16 protein-coding genes are annotated in these 18,435 nt (G+C 40.0%); 3 read left to right on the forward strand and 13 right to left on the reverse strand.

Features of this window, described 5'->3' with window-relative positions:
* Positions 1 to 3 precede the first annotated feature (3 nt).
* The 10 genes from AB3Y88_RS01965 to AB3Y88_RS02010 all read right to left on the reverse strand — a co-directional run bounded on the left by AB3Y88_RS01965 (position 4) and on the right by AB3Y88_RS02010 (position 11,961).
* Positions 4 to 2,178 (reverse strand): DNA internalization-related competence protein ComEC/Rec2, encoded by a 2,175-nt coding sequence (locus AB3Y88_RS01965; RefSeq protein ID WP_261909466.1) that lies wholly within the window; start codon positions 2,176 to 2,178, stop codon positions 4 to 6.
* A gap of 71 nt (positions 2,179 to 2,249) precedes the next feature.
* Positions 2,250 to 2,756 carry a ComE operon protein 2 gene (locus AB3Y88_RS01970; RefSeq protein WP_056960039.1) on the reverse strand — a complete coding sequence of 169 codons (507 nt, stop codon included), beginning with the start codon at positions 2,754 to 2,756 and terminating at the stop codon, positions 2,250 to 2,252.
* Between the two features lie 65 nt (positions 2,757 to 2,821).
* The gene (locus AB3Y88_RS01975) at positions 2,822 to 3,499 is read right to left on the reverse strand and encodes a helix-hairpin-helix domain-containing protein (protein ID WP_228887758.1); all 678 of its coding nucleotides are present in this window, start codon (positions 3,497 to 3,499) and stop codon (positions 2,822 to 2,824) included.
* A gap of 276 nt (positions 3,500 to 3,775) precedes the next feature.
* Complete coding sequence (locus AB3Y88_RS01980; RefSeq protein ID WP_228887759.1) at positions 3,776 to 4,810, reverse strand: SepM family pheromone-processing serine protease; 1,035 nt, start codon at positions 4,808 to 4,810, stop codon at positions 3,776 to 3,778.
* Positions 4,810 to 5,286 (reverse strand): pantetheine-phosphate adenylyltransferase, encoded by a 477-nt coding sequence (gene coaD, locus AB3Y88_RS01985; protein WP_228887760.1) that lies wholly within the window; start codon positions 5,284 to 5,286, stop codon positions 4,810 to 4,812. The genes AB3Y88_RS01980 and coaD overlap by 1 nt, the downstream gene beginning before the upstream one ends.
* Before the next feature lie 2 nt (positions 5,287 to 5,288).
* The gene (gene rsmD, locus AB3Y88_RS01990; RefSeq protein WP_228887761.1) at positions 5,289 to 5,846 is read right to left on the reverse strand and encodes a 16S rRNA (guanine(966)-N(2))-methyltransferase RsmD; all 558 of its coding nucleotides are present in this window, start codon (positions 5,844 to 5,846) and stop codon (positions 5,289 to 5,291) included.
* A 4-nt stretch (positions 5,847 to 5,850) separates the two neighbouring features.
* Positions 5,851 to 6,150, reverse strand: coding sequence for a YlbG family protein (locus tag AB3Y88_RS01995; RefSeq protein ID WP_054758057.1), 300 nt, complete (start codon positions 6,148 to 6,150; stop codon positions 5,851 to 5,853).
* Positions 6,151 to 6,162: 12 nt separating this feature from the next.
* Positions 6,163 to 7,296, reverse strand: coding sequence for a CAP-associated domain-containing protein (locus AB3Y88_RS02000; protein ID WP_056960035.1), 1,134 nt, complete (start codon positions 7,294 to 7,296; stop codon positions 6,163 to 6,165).
* A 5-nt stretch (positions 7,297 to 7,301) separates the two neighbouring features.
* The gene (locus AB3Y88_RS02005; protein ID WP_367293440.1) at positions 7,302 to 10,730 is read right to left on the reverse strand and encodes a pyruvate carboxylase; all 3,429 of its coding nucleotides are present in this window, start codon (positions 10,728 to 10,730) and stop codon (positions 7,302 to 7,304) included.
* A gap of 61 nt (positions 10,731 to 10,791) precedes the next feature.
* Entirely contained in the window at positions 10,792 to 11,961 is a 1,170-nt protein-coding gene (locus AB3Y88_RS02010; protein WP_056960117.1) for an FtsW/RodA/SpoVE family cell cycle protein, read from the reverse strand.
* 798 nt (positions 11,962 to 12,759) lie between these two features.
* On the opposite strand from AB3Y88_RS02010, the gene AB3Y88_RS02015 reads away from it, so the two are divergent.
* Both AB3Y88_RS02015 and AB3Y88_RS02020 read left to right on the forward strand, forming a co-directional pair.
* A complete protein-coding gene (locus AB3Y88_RS02015) occupies positions 12,760 to 13,278 on the forward strand; it encodes a helix-turn-helix domain-containing protein (protein ID WP_228887762.1) in 519 nt (172 codons plus the stop codon).
* 47 nt (positions 13,279 to 13,325) lie between these two features.
* Positions 13,326 to 14,147: an IS3 family transposase gene (locus AB3Y88_RS02020; RefSeq protein ID WP_228887847.1), complete on the forward strand. Its 822-nt coding sequence runs from the start codon at positions 13,326 to 13,328 to the stop codon at positions 14,145 to 14,147.
* Between the two features lie 272 nt (positions 14,148 to 14,419).
* Here the strand turns inward: AB3Y88_RS02020 and typA are convergent, their stop codons facing one another.
* The 3 genes from typA to AB3Y88_RS02035 form a co-directional block, all read right to left on the reverse strand.
* On the reverse strand, positions 14,420 to 16,270 hold the full coding sequence (gene typA / locus AB3Y88_RS02025; protein WP_056960033.1) for a translational GTPase TypA: 1,851 nt from the start codon (positions 16,268 to 16,270) through the stop codon (positions 14,420 to 14,422).
* Positions 16,271 to 16,415: 145 nt separating this feature from the next.
* The gene (locus AB3Y88_RS02030) at positions 16,416 to 17,198 is read right to left on the reverse strand and encodes an inositol monophosphatase family protein (RefSeq protein ID WP_228887763.1); all 783 of its coding nucleotides are present in this window, start codon (positions 17,196 to 17,198) and stop codon (positions 16,416 to 16,418) included.
* Positions 17,199 to 17,220: 22 nt separating this feature from the next.
* Positions 17,221 to 17,514: a UPF0223 family protein gene (locus tag AB3Y88_RS02035; protein ID WP_054758099.1), complete on the reverse strand. Its 294-nt coding sequence runs from the start codon at positions 17,512 to 17,514 to the stop codon at positions 17,221 to 17,223.
* Between the two features lie 223 nt (positions 17,515 to 17,737).
* Between AB3Y88_RS02035 and def the strand changes: the two genes are divergently transcribed.
* Positions 17,738 to 18,292 carry a peptide deformylase gene (def, locus tag AB3Y88_RS02040; RefSeq protein WP_056960031.1) on the forward strand — a complete coding sequence of 185 codons (555 nt, stop codon included), beginning with the start codon at positions 17,738 to 17,740 and terminating at the stop codon, positions 18,290 to 18,292.
* Positions 18,293 to 18,435 lie beyond the last annotated feature (143 nt).

Consider the following 18,435-nt stretch of genomic DNA (forward strand, 5'->3'; position numbering starts at 1 on the left):
ACCTCATTTCACCTTTCGATTCTCATTAAATGTCTGTATTATAAATCCTTTTTCTTGGGGCATAAGCTTAATCATTCCTGCATTTGCCGTATTCAGAAACGGAATGTGCTGCTTTGCCAGTGTTGCTAGCGTGGCTGCATTTGGATGCCCGTAACGATTATTTACCCCGGCTGAAATGATTGCCAACTGTGGTTGCAACTGGCTGACGTATACACTGGCGGTTGCAGTCTTGCTACCATGATGCCCAGTTTTAAGCACATCGGCACGCAATTTTGGATTACGCTGTGCAACTTCAACTTCGCCTTGCTTATCAAGATCTCCACTAATGATAAACTTTATACGCTGTAAAGAAAAAGAAAGCGCGATTGAATCTTCATTTTTCCCTGTTCCGCTTGCAAAAGGATGCAGTAAGTGAAACATTCCAATTCGAGAAGTAACTTTTGTTGATATTCCCTGCACTTGCTGCAATGTATTGTTGGAAACTCGCAATCTTTTTCTAAATGACGCCAGTTGTTCCATTCCCTGCGGTACTAAAATACGGTGTACATCAATGACTTTGCTCAAACTTGCAAAATTGCCCACATGATCAGTATCTTGATGTGTCAAAAAGAGATTATCAACGTGGCTGATCCCCTTACTCAAAAGGTAATTTGCCACGATCGTTTCTCCTGTAGTTTTCACACGGCGTTCACGCCACTGCTCATGCTGGAAATTGACTTTTCCTCCAGTATCAACTAAGGTCACACTTTGATTGAAAGGCTCACGAATCAAAGTGCAGTCTCCTTGACCAATGTCGAAATAAACAACTTCAGCAGTAAAAGGCAATCTAATTAGTGCTGCCGCAATTACATACGAGCAGATTAAAATTCCCAAGAGCCAACGTGCATGCTTTGAATACTCTAACAGAAATTGGATTATTAACCAAAAAACAATAAACAGCAAGGGAGGCTTCCCGAAAGTAATAGTAGTCGGTAATTGCGCCAAAAAAGCAAAGCTGTCACAAAAAAACTGCAGTATTGGCACTGCTATAGGAACTAACCAAGAGAAAAAAACACCTAGCACCACTGCTGGAATTACAATGCGCTCAAATAGCGGCACAATCGCGATTGACAATAACACTGTTAATAAATTCCACTGAAATGTCTGCCATAAAATAAGCGGCAAACTATATGCAGTCATCTTCAGCCCCACCAGCAACTGCGATTGTTGCCGATTAAGCAGCAAAATAAGCGTCAGTAAATAACTCAACTGTGCCCCTAACGAAAAAACTAATGCTGGACAAAGTAGTAAATTTAAAATCAGCACAAGACCTTCTGCCGTAATTCCACTGACTGAAATACCTAAAAATTTACGGGCACTCAAAATTATCCACACCATCATGACAGCTCTGACTAAGCTAGCTGAAAAGCCTCCTAGAACAGCATATAAAGGCAGCAGCAACAATAAAAGTGTATCACAGGTTTCACGCGTGATTGCAAGTTGTGTACATAACCACCGAAAAAAAGCCGCAAGATAGAAAATGTGCATTCCAGATAAACTAAAAAGATACAATAACCCTAACGAACTAATCTGTTTTAACTGCGTCTCAAAACTCTGATCGTAAAATCCCAACAAAAGCAGTTGGCTATAGCCTGCTAATGGCTGAGGAAGCGTTTCAAGCTGATTAAGCAATTTTTTCCTAATTCCATGCAACCACGCTAGGAAAAAGACTCCTTGATCTTGCAGAGAAACTTCTTTTTCCGAGCTTAACTGAGAAAGCATAATTGTGTTACTAATATTTTTTCCCTGCAAAAAACGACGATAATCAAATTGATTTTCATTAGTTGGTCCTGCAACCCGTTGGACGGTTCCAGCAAATAAAAAAATCTTTGCAGTCTCTATTTTTGCAAATCGTCGTTGTTCCGCCTGTGATTTCAGTGAATAAAAGAACTGGACCTCCTCATTACGTTCAAGCCATTTACCTGTCAGCTTAAGCAAATCACCATCAATAAAATACTCATCTGGTTGCACAAGTAGATGTTGCTGCCGCAGTTCAGTTTTAGTTGAGAAGCCCTTTTGTTGCCAGTTATTTTGCCATTCCAGAATCCAAATTGCCAGTAAGCTAATAAAAATAACACCACTTATAATCCAAAGACCTCTGTGCGTGGCTACCAAACGCAGTAGGACACAGCCTAGCAATAATAGCCAAATCCAATTGAATGAAAGCAGTAACAGACACAGCAGGAATGCCGCAATTGCCAGTAAAAAAATCAGTCTTTCGACTGCTGTTTTCCCGTTAAATCACTAAAATTATTTTCTGGCGCAAGTTTGCGTAAATACTCCTGCTCCAGCTTAACTTGATGTACTTCAACATTTTTCAACCTTAATAACTTGACTGCATAATCATCGTTATGATAGTTACGCAAATAATAAATTTTCTTAATTCCAGCTTGCAACAGCATTTTAGTACACTGCAAACAGGGAAAATCCGTCACGTAAACTTCTGCATTGGCCGTTGCTACACCGAATTTTGCACACTGCAAAACTGCATTCATTTCAGCGTGAATTGTCCTTACACAGTGACCATCTACAATGTAGCAGCCTTCATCAATACAATGCGTATCACCCGAAACAGAACCGTTATAACCGCCCGCAATGATCCTCCGATCACGTACCAAAATAGCTCCCACAGAAAGCCGCTCACATGTACTTCTCATTGATAACAAAACCGCTTGCATCATAAAATATTGATCCCATGGAATTCTTGCGTCTGACATACTCTCACCTTCGCGTCATAAATTTATTCATAGTATAGCAGAAAATTGGAACTGCAAACAGCAGCTCAGGAACCAATCTTCAAATAAGATTTTAGTTTGACTAAAATTTTATCACCAATTCCTGAAATATTTTTTAGTTCATCAAGTTGGTTGAAATTACCATGTTCCGTACGATAAGCCAGAATCTGTTCAGCTTTCTTGTCTCCAATGCCTGGAATTTTGAGCAGATCTTCTTTCTTAGCTTGATTCAGATCAATTTTTGTTCCTTCAGTGACAGTTCCCGCCGCCGAACCTGCTTGTTCACTTATATTTGCAGTAACCGTGGTAACTGGTTTGCTTGCGATTTCACCGCGAAAAGGAACGTAAATTATTTGCTGGTCTTTAATTTTCAATGCTAGGTTAACTTGATTTTGATCAGCAGTTGCCGCAAAACCACCCGCAGCTGTTATAATTTCATTGACACGTGCTCCCTCCTGTGCATGATACACGCCAGGATTTTTAACCGCGCCCTTAACGTCAACTGATACCAAGGCTGAGTGACTTGTAGCCGCAGTCGACTGGACTGCTTTGGAGCGAGTTGAAGCACTCATGCTACTTTTAGCAACTCCAAATTGCGAAGTTGTTGATTTCCTAGAGTTATTATACAAATTACTGCCGATTAAAAATCCCCCGCTTATCAAGATAAAAGAAACAACTAGCAGTGACCGATGCTCTTCCCAAAAATCTCGCAGCTGCTCCAGCATACCGATTCCTCCCTTCACTAACTAAATACGCAAACTTGAGCTTTTACCGTTAATCAAGTTGCAAAAAGGGGCTGTGACAAAAGTTAACTTTTGTCACAGCCCCTCTTTATTCCGCATAAACGTGTTCCATAAGTTAAAATTCTCCGTCTAACTTCGAATTACTCATCGCAAAGTACTCGCTATGTTCGTAATTTCGAGTTAGCACTCAAATTTTCCCGACTTATGTCACATTCTCTTAGTCTGCGGTGGCTAAGCGCTGTTGGTCGTCACTTCTTCTTAATGCGTCTTCAAATAATGCAACGCATCCTTAATATTCGTAACCGGCACAACCTTTAATTTTAAATGATACTTTTTAACAGCTGCTTGAGCCTCTTTGTAATTGGAAACCGCTTGTGCATCAACCTTGCGTTCGGCTGCAGTCACTCGATTGTTGGGTGCAAAAAAGAGCGTTGCTCCTGCTCGTTGAGCTGCAACCACCTTTTTATCTATTCCACCAATCTCGCCAACCGTTCCATCCGCAGAAATTGTGCCTGTTCCAGCTATCTTACGCCCAAGCTTGAGATCTTGATTCGCTAATTGGGAATACATCTGTAGTGCCAACATTAACCCAGCCGACGGTCCGCCAATTCCTTCCATATCAGTCGTAATCTTCTCGGAAGTGGTAATTTGAGAACGTTCAGCCAGTGAAATTCCAATTCCTGTTCGCGAAGTCCCAGGTAATTTCATCGTCTTGCCGCTAACTGTACGCTGTTTTCCGTTGCGCAAATATGTAACTGTGACTTGTTTACGCACTTTTTGCTTTGCAAGATAGGCAACAAAATCAGCAGTCTTAGAAAAATACTGCCCATCAACGGCTGTTACTGTATCCCCAACAGCAAGTTTGTTTTTAAAAGTTGACCCTTGCAGTAAAGACAGTACATAAATTCCTAGATACTTTTGCTGATATTTTTTTCCCGCCAGACGTAAAGCAGCTGCTTTAGCTTGATTAACCGCATCTTCCATATAATATGTCTGCACCCGCTCATATTCAGAATCAGTCTCGTTTCCACTGACTTCTTCTTCTGGTAATCGGGAAGCATATTTGTCAAAAAAGCTTGCTCCATATAAGACCGGTGTAGCACGTGCCACGCTGACATAGGTCAACATGAGCGAACCCGCTGTCCGATCCTTTTTTTGTGCAACCCTGACATACTGCGCCACATTTTGCGCCTTACCAACAGTTTCAATATAGATCGGTAAGGGAAACAAACATAAAAAACCAAGTAAAATGATTGCAAATGCTACAATTCCAAAAAATTTACCTTTTTTCATTAATATTCCTTTTCTTTAAGCGCTTTTTCTACAGCAACTGGCACGAGCCCTGTCAAGTCTCCTCCAAATTTAGCAACTTCTTTAATAATGCTGGAAGAAAGCTGCGTAAATTTGGGAGCGCTTGGTAGAAAAACCGTCTCCAACTTGGGAGCAAGGTGCGCATTCATAGCTGTGATTTCACTCTCAAAAATAAAATCCTTCTCATTGCGCACACCCCTGATAATTACCTGTGCCCCAATTTTTTGTGCCACTTTAACTGTTAATTCGTCGGAAACTGCCTGCACCGTTACTTCTGGAAAATCTTTCAAGGCCTCTTTTAAAAATGCGCTTCGCTCAGAAAGACTAAAAAGACTTTTTTTGCTCGTATTAGTCATAATTAAAACTGTTACTTCATCAAAGATTCTAGTAGCACGCCTAATCAAGTTCAAATGCCCATTTGTCACCGGATCAAAACTTCCAGGGAAAACTGCTTTCATCTTTACTCACCTCGATAGCGATAAACTGTTAGCTCTGTAATGCCATAATCAGCACGCCGCAGCAACTCAAATCCAGCGAGTTCCTGTGGTAATTGCGCCTGCTGGTCCGTTTCACAGATAACCAATGCACCTGATGCCAGTAATTTAGAAGCAACAACTTGTTTTAACAGATCAACAATTTGTTGTTTTTTATACGGCGGATCCAACAGCAACAAATCAAATTTCAAACCCTCAGTTGCTAAACGGTCTAAGATATGCTCTGCACTCGCTTTTAAAACTGTAAACCTGGTTTCTTCTTTCGTGACTGCAATGTTTTCTTTAATGGTCTTGATCGCCTGAAACTGACGATCAACCAAATAAGCATGTTCAATCCCACGAGAAACAGCTTCAATGCTCAACCCGCCACTGCCAGCAAAAAGATCTAACGACCTGCCACCCTCAAAATAAGGACCGATGATATTAAACATCGCTTCTTTTACCTTGTCTGTTGTAGGTCGTGTTTTCATTCCTGGAACAGCCTTCAAACGCCGTCCCCCATAACTACCCGAAATTATTCTCATGCGCTCACTCTTTATTATCCTTAAACTTTTCACGATCTTCATCAGTCAATTTGTAGTCGCCCAATGAATCGCTAAAGTCGATTTTAAGTTCTGGTAAAGGAGAAGGCATAACTTTTTTTACAAAGCGCATTTCCTTGAGCTTAACTAGACTTTCGCTGACCGCTTCTTGATCCATATACAAAACAACATATTTCATCCGCCGTGAAACATAGTGAATCGTTCCAAAGCGTTTCAGTTGTCGACTATTTTTTAAATGAAAGAGGTAAACAACTACGCCTTGGCGCTGTTTAATCTTAAAATCCATGATCAGCCACCTTTATTTATTAATAATTACAACCAGAATCCCGCGATCATACGCAATTCCAATCTTTTCTGTTTGCCCAGTAATTAAGTCGTTCCAAATATTCTGCCTTAAAGAAAGCCGTTCAAAAAGTACTGAGTTTTCATAATACGGAAACATACAGTAGATTTTGTATTTTTTCTCGTTAAGACCTGCATCGTCATAGAGCTTTTTTGGAAGTTGTCCGCTATCTAAAGAAACCAGCCCTTGTTGTCCAAGATCACCGCTCATAATACTCTTCAAAAGCCGTGCATCCTTATTATTTAAATATCTTTGCGGGTTATCAGTTAGATTACTAATCACATCATGTGCAGACTGGACAAGCGGGTCACCGATCGGCAACGTCTGATTGGCGAGCAAACGGCGCTTAGTATTAATCATCTGCATTAAATCAAACGGCAGCATAATGTCCATTTGTTCCCAGTTCGTATCTCCTTGATATTGTGCAGGTAATGGTGTTTGTGAAATAACTTGATAAATATTCTTCTTGAGTAGCATGTCTGTATCCAGATACTCAATTGCATCAACGTTTTGAGAGTTAGGGTTGAGATACGTAATTGCATAAGTTCCATTCTTAAAACCGACAAGCGGTCTTTGATTCATGTCTGCTTCTGAAAGCTCTAATTGAAACTTTTGTTCATGGTAAGACAAGCCAAAATTTGCCGACAACGACGTCAATTGCAATAATTTTTTGAAAGTCATCCCAACTTTCAAATTCCCATTTTGCTCAGGGTTTGACCCGGTCACAAAAATTGCGCTAACTTTCTTAGTATACTGATCAATTCCAATTTTCAAATAATTTGTCGAGTCCAAATTATACAGCCACCATTCAACATTGATTGCGCTATCCAATTTACCTTGAGGTTCACCGAAAACCTGCTCAATTTGACTTGAAGAAACTCCCACATAACGCGCCAACCCTTGAGTCTTGATTCTAGAAACTTTTGGAGTTGTTAGATGAATACTTGTCTTTCTAACCCGCTCTGTTGGCCGCGTCATATTAATAGTATTACGTCCCCGCAAAGCAGCAATAAAGTAACTGCCCAACAAAAGCACAGTAAAAATAACTATAAAGTTGCGGATGGTTTTAATTAGGATTCTTTTTTTCATTATTCTTAGCTTTTAATCGGCTCAATCTCCATCAAAAGATCACGCGTTTCTAAAATATCGCCTGCCTTAACATAGATATGGCTGATTTCTCCATCATAAGGTGCCTTGATAGTTGTCTCCATCTTCATTGCTTCAGTAACAATTAAAGGCGTTCCCTTCTTAACAACTTGATTCTTAGTAACTAGCACTTTTAACACCGATCCACTCAACGTTGCTCCAATATGGTGTGGATTCGTTGGTTCAGCCTTTAAATTAGTTTTGACCTTACCCTTTTTACTCTTATCCCGAATGACAATTTGCTGGTCCTGACCATTAACCGTAAAGTACAAAATTCGTTGTCCTTCTTCGTCAGCATCACCAATTGAAGCCAGTTTAACAATTGCAACTTTACCTTCTGTTCGTTTGATATGCACAGTTTCTTCGGTTCGCATCCCCTGATAGAAAGTCGTTGTGTCTAGTAAGGAAAGATCCCCATATTGTTTAACGGCCTCTTCATAGTCAAGAAATACTTCCGGATAAAGCAGATAACTTAAGAGTTCTTCTTCACTCGGCAGTTCTTTTAACTTGCCCTGAAGTTCATCTTTTTGGCTACCAAAATCAACTGGTTTTGCCAAACTTCCTGGACGAACTGTGATCGGTTGCCGATCTTTAAGAACAATTTTTTGCAATTTTTTAGGAAAACCGCCGACTGGCTGCCCTAGGTCACCTGCAAAAAAGTTTACCACAGATTCTGGGAAATCAAGTGTCTTTCCCCGCTCATAAAGCGTTTCAGCAGTCAGCTTATTTTGAATCATGAAGATTGCAAAATCACCGACAACTTTTGAGCTGGGTGTCACTTTCACAATTCCACCAAGCAACTTGTTCACTTCACGATAAGCTTGTTTAACCTGTTCAAAGTCTTGGATTCCCAAAGCCTTTGCTTGTTGTTGCAAGTTAGAATATTGTCCGCCAGGCATTTCTGTTTCATAGATATCAGTTTGAGGAGAGGTAATTCCATTCATGAAATCTTTGTAGAAGGGTTTAATTCCTGCCCAATAGCGATTTATTTTTTCAACATTTTCAATCTTAAGTTCAGGCTGACGCTCATTACCAGACAGTGCATAATACAGACTACTCATACTTGGTTGACTAGTTGTGCCTGAAAGTGCGCTAGCAGCAACATCCACAATATCAACTCCAGCACGGACAGCTTGGACATAAGTTGCAACCCCATTCCCAGTTGTGTCATGTGTGTGTAAATGCACCGGAACATCTAATTCTTCTTTTAAAGTCGAAATTAACTCATAGGCTGCCTGTGGCTTCAACAAACCGGCCATATCCTTGATTCCAATAATCTGAGAGCCTGCTGCAACTAAGTCGCGTGCCAGTCCGCGATAATAATTGAGATCATATTTATGCTCAGCTGGATTTAAAACATCACCAGTATAACACATTGTTCCTTCAGCAATTTTTCCAGTTTCACGTACATACTGAATACTTTTTTCCATCTGTTCAACCCAGTTTAAACTATCAAAAATCCTGAAAACATCGATTCCATCTGCTGCACTGCGCTGAATGAAACGCTGTAATACATTATCAGGATAATTCTTGTAGCCAACTGCATTTGAACCGCGGAAAAGCATTTGAAGCAATGTTTGCGGCATTGCTTTTCTAATTTTTTGCAGTCGCTCCCATGGATCCTCATCGAGAAAACGGTACGCAACATCAAATGTAGCTCCACCCCAAACTTCTGCAGAAAAGATCTTTGGCATTGCACGATCGTAAACATTAGCAACCGGCAACATATCCCGTGTACGCATTCTAGTCGCAAAAAGGCTCTGATGAGCATCACGCATCGATGTATCCGTGATAAGCACTTTCTGTTGTGCCTTAACCCAGGCCATAGCCGCCGTTGCACCTTCTTTTTCAAGAATTGCTTTGGCATTTTGAACTCGCTGCCGTGGTCCAAAATCGTCTGTTAGCTTAATATCCGGAACAAAGACTTTACGATGATGCTCAGTCCCTGGAAAGCCATTAACAGTCACATTGCCAATGTACTTCAGTAATTGGTTGATAGTATTTTTAGGGTGTGACATTCGGAACAATTCAGGTGTCGTATCAATGAATGTCGTTGATGCTTTGCCCGCAATAAAGTCCGGATGATTAATCACGTTTTGCATGAAGGGAATATTTGTTTTAATTCCGCGAATCCGGAATTCATCAAGGACACGATCCATCTTGAGGACAGCTCCAATAAAGGTTCGTGCCTGGACACAAGCTTTAACAAGCAGCGAATCAAAATAAGGACTAATCACCGCACCCGCATAAGCGTTTCCGCCATCTAAACGAACACCGAAACCACCTGGAGAACGGTAAGTTTCAATCTTGCCGGTGTCAGGCATAAAGTTGTTCTCCGGATCTTCTGTGGTCACACGACATTGAATTGCAAAACCATGATGCTGAAGCTCAGCTTGTTGCGGAATTTTCAAGTCCGCAAACAAATCTTTACCCGCAGCAATTAGAATTTGCGATTGGACAATATCCATGTCCGTAATCATTTCAGTAATTGTATGTTCAACCTGAACTCGCGGATTGACTTCTATGAAATAAAAATCAGTTGGAGTTACTAGAAATTCAACCGTCCCAGCATTTTGATAATGAACACTCTTCATTAAAGCAACCGCTGCTGCACAAATTTCAGCGCGCCGTTTTTCACTCAACACACTTGGAGCCACCTCAATCACTTTTTGGTGACGTCTTTGCACTGAACAATCGCGTTCAAAAAGATGGATCACGTTACCATGTTGATCGGCTAAAATTTGAACCTCAATATGTTTAGGAGCTTCTAAGTATTTTTCAATGTAAAGCTCATCATCGCCGAAAGATTGCTTGGCTTCACTCTGAGCACGTGCAAAACTTTCAGCAATTTCTTCTTCGTTATGAATAATGCGCATTCCACGGCCACCACCGCCCAATGCAGCCTTAACCATAATTGGAAAACCGTGTTTGGCAGTAAAGTCGCGCACCTCTTCAACTGAAAAAACGGGTCCATCGCTCCCTGGAATCGTATGTAGACCAGCACGCAATGCTGCTGCTTTAGCCTTAACCTTGTCACCAAAAGTATCTAACTGTGCGACAGTCGGTCCAATGAAGATAATCCCAGCATCTTGACATTTTTGTGCAAATAATTCATTTTCCGCTAAGAAACCATATCCGGGATGAATTGCATTTGCCCCTGTCTGTTTTGCAACCCGAATAATATCGTCCATATCTAAATAAGCTTCAATTGGTTTCTTACCTGCCCCAATCTGATAAGCTTCATCAGCCTTAAAACGATGTACGGAAAATTCATCTTCTTTTGCAAACACAGCAACCGTCTGCAACTTTAATTCGCTACAGGCACGAATAATTCGAATGGCAATCTCTCCACGGTTTGCAACCAACACTTTTTCAATCTTCATTGCACTCCCACTTTCTCTAAATAAGCTAAACTTTAAAAATCACAACTTGCGGTCTTCAACGCTCAATTTGCGTCATTTTACCGCGGCGCTGATTAATTGAAACATTCATCACAATCCCAAGTGCTAACGAAAGCACCAACATACTTGATCCGCCATAGGATACAAAGGGAAAAGTTACCCCTGTAATTGGCAATAATCCATTGACAGCCCCAACATTGAAAAGTCCTTCAACCGTCATAAAAGTAGCAACTCCGTAACATATTAAAGTATCATATGTACTATTTGAACGAATCCCAATCAAATAAGTCCGAAGTACAATCCAAGCCAGCAGCAATAAGACAACCGTTACTCCAATTGCGCCTAATTCTTCACTGATGATTCCTATAATAAAATCAGTATATGGTTCCGGAAGATAGCCCCTTTTTTGCACACTATTGCCCAGACCAACCCCGAACAAACCACCATTGCTGATCGCATAATAAGAATTAATTAGCTGCTGCCCACTCGTACTGGCAACATGGAAGGGATTATAAAAAGCTGCTAAGCGTCCATACATGTAAGCAAATTTTGTCCCGGTAAGTGGGTTCCAAAAACGCAAAATTTGCACTCCTGCTGCAAGGACTCCACCCAGACCAAGCATAATTGCCCACGCTTTCTTGTAACTGCCTCCTCTAGCTAACCACATCACAAAAACAATGGTTGCGTTGATCGAGAAGCCCCCTAAATCCGGTTCAATTAGAATCAAAATTAACAGAATTGCTGCCAAAAAATACGGTTTTTTGCCACTTTGTTTTCTTTGTGCAATTGACATTTTTTCTCGACGCGTCAGCAATTGAGCCATAAAAAGTATTAAATACAACTTACACAATTCAGCTGGTTGTAAACTAAAAATTTTCAGGTCAATCCAGCCATTTGCACCATTGATCGCGGTGGTAAAAAATTTAGCGTAAAGTAAAAGCACAACCATCACGAAGAACCCAATAATAATAAAAACCTTATTTGTGAGTTTTGAAAGCTGGAACATGTACGCAAATACAAAACAACCCAAACCTAGAAAAACATAAAGTAGCTGTTTTAACAGATAGGTACTGGTAGCGGCCCCTGAATAAGAGAGATTAATGGAGCTGGCTGAGTAAACCATGACCACTCCAATCGCACACAATAGAACGTATGGAATAAAAAGATAAAAATCAAAATAATGAAGCTTGTTTCGTAATTTTTTCATAATGAGCAGAAGTAATTCATCCTTTCCGGCTACAGCATAAGGATAAACAGGAATAGTCAGCCACAAAATCTCTGCAAATGCTCCGCAGAGCACCTGGGATTACTAAAGATTATATGTCTTCAACTATCTTCTTCTAGAAAAAACTAGCAGCCTTTTCTTGCCTGCTTCTGCTGCTTCCCTGATCTAGAGCAATTATAGCATATAAGTATTAGTGTTGAAATGGATCTTTATGTTGCAATAAAGCAGTTGTTTTTCCAGTGGACTCGCAACTGCTTTATTGTCTTATTATGTCGCTAAAATTCGTATTTTTCAAATAAAACATAGTTTTTATACTAAATTATTTGTTTTTACCGAACTAAAACTACTTTTAATTAAGAAAATAAGGTTTTGTACGAACAACTTACTTCGAATTGCTTCAGCAACTATTTTTTAATAATTCGCCATTTATTCGTAAATTAAAAAGAGAGAGTGTGACATAAGTCGGGAAAATTTGAGTACTAACTCGAAATTACGAACATCGTGAGTACTTTGCGATGAGTAATTCGAAGTTAGACGGAGAATTTTGACTTATGGAACACGTTTATCCGGAATAAAAAAGAGAGTGTGACATAAGTCGGGAAAATTTGAGTACTAACTCGAAATTGCGAACATCGTGAGTACTTTGCGATGAGTAATTCGAAGTTAGACGGAGAATTTTGACTTATGGAACATGTTTATCCAGAATAAAAGAGAGAGTGTGACATAAGTGAAGTGCCTTACAAAACTTGGACATGTAAATCAAGTTTTGGAGGTGCTTTTTTGACACGTAATTATACCTACAGCTTTAAGCTGAAAGTCGTTAAAGAATATTTAAATGGTGAAAATTCATTACACACACTGTGTTTGAAGTATAAGATGCCGAGTGATACACCGTTAGTAATTTGGGTGTCGCGTTATAAAGCTTTTGGCCCCACTGGACTTAAACAGTTTAAACGTCGTCGCTATTCTAATGATTTCAAGTTAGCGGTTATTACCTACTACTTGAACCACTCTACCAGTATTCAAAAAACAGCCATCCACTTTGATATCAGCCACACAGTCGTTTATAATTGGCTTAAATTAATGCGACAATTTGGAATTAAAGCCATAATTTTATCTAAGATAGGACGACCCAAGATGGTTAAGAAAAAGAAAGAAACATCCAAGAGAAATACTGAACAACAGCTAATTAAGCGGCAACAAAAACAAATCAAACATTTGGAACAGGAACTTTCCTATACTAAAATTGAGAATGTTTATCTAAAAAAATTGGATGCCGTAATTCGAAACAAGAAATAAACTTAAAAGTCAAAATAATTAACGAATTACGGCGTGATTATCCCTTTATTACGCTCTTAAAAGTTGCGGGACTTGCACGTTCAACGTATTACTATCATTTAGCTTGTCTAAACCGTCCTGATAAACATCGTCAGATTAAACAAATTATTCGGCAAGAATTTGTCCGCTCTCATCAAACTTATGGTTATCGTCGCATGAAACTTGTTTTAAAAAAGCATCATGTTAAGCTTTGTCTGGAAACCATTCGTAAAATTATGTTTTCTATGGGTCTAAAGGTTACTCTTTTTTCAAAACATTCTGGGCGATACAACTCATATCATGGTCATATCGGCCAGGTGGTACCTAATTTGCTCAATCAACAATTCAAGGCCCAGAAGCCATACACTGTTTTGCATACAGACGTCAGTCAATTTAAACTTACGTGTGGAAAATGGGGGTATATCTCGACAGTTATTGATGAAGCCAGTAATGAAGTTTTAGCCGCTAAAGTTAGTTCAACACCCAATCGTGTTTTGATCAATCAGACCCTTGAAACTGTTATTAAAAAGATTCCCGCAACAACTAAACCAATTCTGCACTCTGATCAAGGGTGGCAATATCAAATGACCAATTATCAAGTTAAACTAAGACATCATCATTTCATTCAAAGCATGTCTCGTAAGGGAAATTGTTTAGACAATGCCCCAGTTGAAAGCTTTTTCAGTATGCTTAAACGTGAATGCTTACGGCGTGTTAGGATTACTTCTCTTAGTGAACTGAGCACGTTAGTGGAACATTATGTTGCTTGGTATAATACCCAGCGAATTTCACTTAAACGGCATGGATTAACTCCAGTCGAATATCGTAAACAGTATCTAGCTAACAATTAAAATAAACATGTCCAACTTTTTTAAGGCAGTACAAAGTCGGGAAAATTTGAGTACTAACTCGAAATTACAAACATCGTGAGTACTTTGCGATAAGTAATTCGAAGTTAGACGGAGAATTTTGACTTATGGAACATGTTTATCCAGAATAAAAGAGAGAGTGTGACAAAACCTAACTTTTGTCACAGACCCAAATTAAAAAGAGGAAACTGAATCAAAACGGTTGTTTTGATTCAGTTTCCTCTTTACATTTTATAAATTACGCAATCTCGCGCTTATTTATTCTTTTTTGAAGCAATTTTCTTTTGCTTAACAGCTTTTTCACGCGCATTTGTTTCCAAAATCCGCTTACGTAAGCGAATGCTTTCCGGCGTGATTTCCAATAACTCATCTTCATTCAAGAACTCAAGTGATTCTTCAAGCGTGAAGTGAGTTGGCTTTTTAATTGAGGCTGTCTGATCCTTATTTGAAGAACGCACATTGGTCATGTTCTTGCCCTTAGTAACATTCACTGAAATATCGCGTTCACGTGAGCTTGAACCCACGATCATGCCTTCATAAACCTCAGTCCCGGGATCAACAAAGATTGTACCGCGATCTTCAACACCCATGATGGCGTAAGTTGTCGCTTTCCCACGATTGATTGAAACCAATGCACCATTTCTGCGGCCAGGTTCCCAGTTATGAATAACAGGTTTATATTCAGCAAACGTATGGTTAAAGATCCCATAACCACGTGTCATTGAAAGAAATTGTGAATCATATCCAATTAAACCACGTGTTGGTGCAGAGAATGTCAAACGAGTCTGACCATTTGCATTAGTTTCCATATTCAGCATTTCGCCCTTACGTTGTGAAAGGGAATCAATGACAGCGCCAGAATATTCATCTGGTGTATCGATTGTAACACTTTCAAACGGTTCGCAAGTTTTACCGTCGACATCGCGGTAAATAACCTGTGGACGTGAAACTGCAAGTTCAAAACCTTCACGGCGCAATGTTTCAATCAAAATTGACAGATGTAATTCACCACGTCCTGAAACAACCCATGCATCAGGAGAATCTGTGTCTTCAACTCTTAATGAAACATCTGTATGCAATTGCATTTTCAAACGATCTTCAAGTTTGCGTGCAGTCACGAAGTCCCCTTCTTGACCAACAAATGGAGAATCATTTGTTCTGAATGTCATCTGCAAAGTTGGCGGATCAATCCGTAAAATCGGTAAGGCTTCCGGATGATCGATTGGACAAACTGTTTCACCGACAAAGATATCCTCCATCCCTGAAACAGCAATCAAATCGCCTGCTTTAGCTTCATTAATCTCTAAGCGTTTTAAGCCAAAGAAACCAAACAGCTTGGTAACACGAAAATTCTTCTGTGTTCCATTAAGCTTCATAACTGTAACCTGATCGCCCACCTTGATCTGACCGCGGAAAACACGGCCAATCCCAATTCGACCAACGAATTCATTATAATCAAGCATTGAAACTTGGAACTGTAATGGTTCATCAGAATTGTCAATTGGTGCAGGAATCGTTTTGATAATTGCCTTAAAAATCGGATCCATCGTATGTGCTTGCGTTGCTGGATCAGATTCAAGCGAAGAAGTTCCGTTTACAGCAGAAGCATAGATTACAGGGAATTCAAGTTGATCTTCCTCAGCACCTAACTCAATAAACAGGTCAAGGACCTCGTCAACAACTTCTTCTGGCCGCGCACCTGGACGGTCGATCTTGTTAATGACAACAATTGGTGTCAGATGCTGTTCTAGAGCTTTTTTCAGCACAAAGCGTGTCTGTGGCATGGTTCCTTCAAAAGCATCAACGATTAGTAAGACACCATCAACCATCTTCATAATCCGCTCAACTTCGCCACCAAAGTCGGCATGTCCTGGTGTATCCAGAATATTGATCTGTTTGTCTTGATATCTAACAGCAGTATTCTTCGAAAGAATGGTAATTCCGCGTTCCTTTTCAATCGCGTTTGAGTCCAAAGCGCGGTCGTCGATTTGTGTATGTTCATCCAAAGTATCCGATTGTTTCAATAGCTCATTGACAAGGGTCGTCTTGCCGTGGTCAACGTGAGCAATAATTGCGACGTTACGGATATCATCACGTGTTTTCAAATTTTTTTCTTCCTTTCAAAAATATAAATCTCATTGGTTGAAAAAGCTCTCGCCCTTTCGCAGAATCGAAAGATGCCTGAAAACGAAAATCAGAATTTTCATTGTTTAGCATAAAAAAACTGTGACCGAACCGTCACAGCCGAAACTAACGGGCAGGAGCGACAAGACTTTGAATGTCTTTTTGAGCATTTTTCGTAGCCACTAATACATCACTAGATGATAGCATATCAAGTGTACACCCGTCAATCGTCTTTACTTGTAAATTCAGTGCTTCTGCTAAGATTTTCCCGGCTGCAAAATCCCATGGACGTAAATATGAGACATACGCCGTGCATTTGCCTTGTAAAACATGAATAATCTGGATACCGGCACTGCCATAAATCCGGACTCCACTACTTGCAAGTGCGACCTGTTGCAAATTACGATAATTATGTACTAAATAAGGCATGCCAATTCCGATTAACCCATCTCGCAATCCTGTGTCCAACGGTGGTTGCAAGGATGTTTCATTACAAAAGACGCCCTTTTCAGGTCCTCCCCAGAAAAGATCATCATTCATGACATCAAAAATGTATCCTCGCACCCCGACTCCATTATGGTAAACGCCTATCATACTTGCGAAGTGATCCTGTTGTTTGACAAAATTCATGGTCCCATCAATGGGATCAATTACCCAAACCCACCCTGAAGTCTGGTACTTATTCTGTTGGTGATGGCATTCCTCACCAATTACTACGGCCTCTGGAAAAAAAGTGTGAATTTTTTCGACATAATAAGCTTCAACTGCACGATCCATATTTGTCACTAAATCGTTGCGCCCGGATTTAGTCCAAACCGCTATTTTCTGCTTGAATCCCTGAATAATTTCTGTTCGAGCAGCATGCATCCATTCTTTCACCAGTGCGTCCATCTGTGCCAGTGAATCCATTCCCTCTGCCCCCTCTTTCAGATTAGTTACTTTTTTCGTTCAAGTATACATACTTTTGCTTTGTTGTCTGGGCTCTTTTAACAGCCTGATAGATACTCATTTGAGTGTTGTGCATAAAATCACGATCGAGTTGTTTTTGAGTCATCTTCATCGGCACAACTTTGAGAAAAGCACGATATTTTTCTAAAAATTCGCTGCGCAGTATTTTGGAAGTATAGCTTTGTTCTACAGCTTGATAAAAATTCATCACAGTTACGATTTCAGACGTCGTCCATTCACTTCTAAGCGGATAACTATAATTTTCAGGAACTTTCATACGCGTAAACTCCTTTCATTTCAGCTTGTCCTCAGCAAGTCATTTTGTTATTTTCTGCAGCCAGTGTTTGGAAGCGATCGGGATTGCTGTTTCTTTAAATCATAATTATACACGGTCACCTGAAATCTGTGTTATTTTTTAAGATCTCCACATAAAATCCTTTTAAAAAGAGATTCTAATAGTCTATAATTAAAAAGTAAGCTAAATTTGGAGGCCTGTAGTTGTGATAACCATGAAAAATATTATTCGTGAGGGAAATCCAACTTTGCGCGCACGTGCAAAAGAAGTTACTTTCCCCATGACCAACGAACAAAAAGATCTTGCACATAAAATGATGGAATTTTTGGAGAATAGTCAAAATCCTGAAATTGCTGAAAAATATAAGCTAAGAGCCGGTGTAGGTCTGGCTGCTCCTCAAGTTGATGTTTCACTCAGAATGACCGCTGTGCTTGTTCCGGATGAACATGACAAACCCCTTTTTAAACACGTGCTGGTCAATCCGACCATTATGAGTGAATCTGTCCGCATGGCTGCTCTTTCTGAAGGAGAAGGCTGCTTGTCAGTTGATCGTGACGTTCCAGGCTACGTTCCGCGTCATGATAAGATTACACTTCGTTGGTTTGATCTTGATGGCAATAAGCATGTTGACAAATTGCGCGACTACCCGGCAATTGTTTGCCAGCATGAAATCGATCATCTGAATGGGATTCTTTTCTTTGACCATATCAACACCAAAAATCCCTTCAAAGTTGCTGAAAATACAATCATTTTAGGCTAAGCCAAGGAATTGGAAAATGCGCGCTAACTGTCTAGTAATTGCAGTGCACTAATAGCAAAATACGAGAGGCTGGGTAAAACTTATGTTTTGCGTTGGCCTCTTTTTTGCAACTCCCCCTCGTCAACCGCTTGTTGTTAGCCTTG

It is taken from the genome of Liquorilactobacillus satsumensis, from assembly GCF_964065465.1.
Lineage (GTDB): Bacteria > Bacillota > Bacilli > Lactobacillales > Lactobacillaceae > Liquorilactobacillus > Liquorilactobacillus satsumensis.

Coding starts and splice junctions, on each gene's coding strand:
- AB3Y88_RS01970 (WP_056960039.1), bottom strand. CDS start 2,756: ATGTCAGACGCAAGAATTCCATGGGATCAATATTTTATGATGCAAGCG.
- AB3Y88_RS01975 (WP_228887758.1), bottom strand. CDS start 3,499: ATGCTGGAGCAGCTGCGAGATTTTTGGGAAGAGCATCGGTCACTGCTA.
- AB3Y88_RS01980 (WP_228887759.1), bottom strand. CDS start 4,810: ATGAAAAAAGGTAAATTTTTTGGAATTGTAGCATTTGCAATCATTTTA.
- coaD (WP_228887760.1), bottom strand. CDS start 5,286: ATGAAAGCAGTTTTCCCTGGAAGTTTTGATCCGGTGACAAATGGGCAT.
- rsmD (WP_228887761.1), bottom strand. CDS start 5,846: ATGAGAATAATTTCGGGTAGTTATGGGGGACGGCGTTTGAAGGCTGTT.
- AB3Y88_RS01995 (WP_054758057.1), bottom strand. CDS start 6,150: ATGGATTTTAAGATTAAACAGCGCCAAGGCGTAGTTGTTTACCTCTTT.
- AB3Y88_RS02000 (WP_056960035.1), bottom strand. CDS start 7,296: ATGAAAAAAAGAATCCTAATTAAAACCATCCGCAACTTTATAGTTATT.
- AB3Y88_RS02010 (WP_056960117.1), bottom strand. CDS start 11,961: ATGAAAAAATTACGAAACAAGCTTCATTATTTTGATTTTTATCTTTTT.
- AB3Y88_RS02030 (WP_228887763.1), bottom strand. CDS start 17,198: ATGGATTCACTGGCACAGATGGACGCACTGGTGAAAGAATGGATGCAT.
- AB3Y88_RS02035 (WP_054758099.1), bottom strand. CDS start 17,514: ATGAAAGTTCCTGAAAATTATAGTTATCCGCTTAGAAGTGAATGGACG.